Here is a 1,680-nt window from a genome sequence, read left to right as displayed (position 1 = left end):
CTGGGCCGGCCTCAAACACCACATCGCCAACACCGCACCCGCCACCATGGCCGACCGCATCCGCCAAACCCACGCCCACTTTCAACACCGGACCACCACCCAGATGCTCACCACAGCCGCACCCTGGCTACCCAACAATTACGGACAACACTTCTGGCCACATGCTTAGGGATGTCGGTTCCCGGGATCGCCTCGTCGAGGCAAATGGTGCCGTCGAGCAGCAGCGGCGTTACTGGTCCCGCGCTTGCCCCGACAGCCGCAAGCGCGGGACCCGACACCACCGGCCGGCGCACCGCATCGGGGTGCTCCTCGTCAATCCCGGCGGGCCGGGTGCCTCCTGCCGGAACTTCGCCCTGCACGCGGACACCATCCTGCCCGCCGAGGTGACCGCGCGGTATGACGTCGTGGGGTTCGATCCACGCGGCACCGGCGCGAGCGCTCCGATCCGCTGCGCCGCCAAGCCTGGCGACGGTGGCGCGGTCCCGGACGACGAGACGAGCTTTCAACGGCTTGTCGCCACGAACAAGGCCGCCCACGATGACTGCCGCGCACGCAATGGAGCGTTGGTCGACCACGTCGGCACCCGCGCAGTCGCCGACGACATGGACGACCTTCGCGCGGCCTAGGGCCTGCGCCGGATCAGCTACTGCGGGGTCTCGTACGGGACCTGCTCGGCCAGGAGTACGCCGAACAGCACGGCGGCCGGGTCCGCGCGATGGTGCTCGACGGCAATATGGACCACAGTTTGGGGCTGACCGCGTTCGCCGCGACCGCGGCCAGCGCCGTCGAAGACTCATTCCGCCAGTTCGCCTCTTGGTGCTCCGCTACAGCCTCCTGCGCTCTGCATGGCCGTGATGTGCTTGCCGGCTGGCAAGAGCAGCTCGCCGCGGCGTATCGCGGTGCACTCTACGAAAGTGACGGTCCCGTTTCGGCGTGGTACGTCATCCAGCGAGCCTGCGGCGCACTCGGTCGGGTCGAATGGGCGAATCTGGCCGACTGGCCGGCCACGCTCCACATCGGTCTCGACATGGCTCCGCCGCCGAATACGGACCGACGGCCGTACTCTGCGCGGACTAGGACATGCGGATCTCCCGTCTCGCGCACCTTCGCCGGATCACGACCGTGGAACGGTCCGCAGCACCTCACCTGCGGTACTCCGAGAGCTGCGGGCCGCGTGGCTGGGCTGCGTCGGGTGGCCCACTCCGCCGAGCAACCCGCCGGCACCCCTGCACGTCGACCACCGTGCGCCGACGATCTTGCTGACGAACTCCCGCCACGACACGGTCACCCGCTACCAGTGGGCACTCAGCGTGCACCGTCAGACACCCGACAAGACCGTGCTGCTGACCTACGCCGGCTCCGGCCACGGCTCCTACTTGCGCGGCGCCTGTATGCGCGCCACGGTCGACGCCTACCTCCTCGAACAGGACCTGCCCGAGCCAGGGACTGTTTGTCTCGAAGGGAAACCCGGCAGTTAAGGACCGGCCTGTCGTTCGTGTTTCAGGTCTGCGGAAGGTACCAGTCACTCCGGCGTCTGCAGGCAGGTCGCATGTACCTGGGTCACGCCGGGCACCGATTCGGCCAGGATGGTCGCGACATGCCGGTCGGTCTCGTTGTCGAACTCGTCACCGATCTCGACCACGCCCCCGGCCACGTCAACGGTCCAGCGACCCGATTCCC

Annotated in this window: 2 protein-coding genes and 1 pseudogene; all 3 read left to right on the top strand. The window is 68.1% G+C overall.

Annotation, left to right across the window (positions count from 1 at the left end; genetic code table 11):
- Nucleotides 1-169, top strand: a pseudogene (locus QMK34_RS47350) (IS630 family transposase); the annotation flags it as partial.
- The gene (locus tag QMK34_RS47345; protein WP_326421606.1) at nt 162-626 is read left to right on the top strand and encodes a hypothetical protein; all 465 of its coding nucleotides are present in this window, start codon (nt 162-164) and stop codon (nt 624-626) included. The pseudogene QMK34_RS47350 and the gene QMK34_RS47345, both read left to right, overlap by 8 nt.
- A gap of 219 nt (nt 627-845) precedes the next feature.
- The gene (locus QMK34_RS47340; RefSeq protein ID WP_326421605.1) at nt 846-1,478 is read left to right on the top strand and encodes an alpha/beta hydrolase; all 633 of its coding nucleotides are present in this window, start codon (nt 846-848) and stop codon (nt 1,476-1,478) included.
- The last annotated feature ends 202 nt before the right edge of the window (nt 1,479-1,680 follow it).

The organism is Amycolatopsis sp. H20-H5 (genome assembly GCF_035828755.1).
GTDB lineage: Bacteria > Actinomycetota > Actinomycetes > Mycobacteriales > Pseudonocardiaceae > Amycolatopsis.
This window is presented reverse-complemented; position numbering and strand designations above follow the sequence as displayed.

Excerpts from the sequence above, each read along its gene's own strand:
- QMK34_RS47345 (WP_326421606.1), top strand. The coding sequence starts at position 162 with ATGCTTAGGGATGTCGGTTCCCGGGATCGCCTCGTCGAGGCAAATGGT.
- QMK34_RS47340 (WP_326421605.1), top strand. The coding sequence starts at position 846 with ATGGCCGTGATGTGCTTGCCGGCTGGCAAGAGCAGCTCGCCGCGGCGT.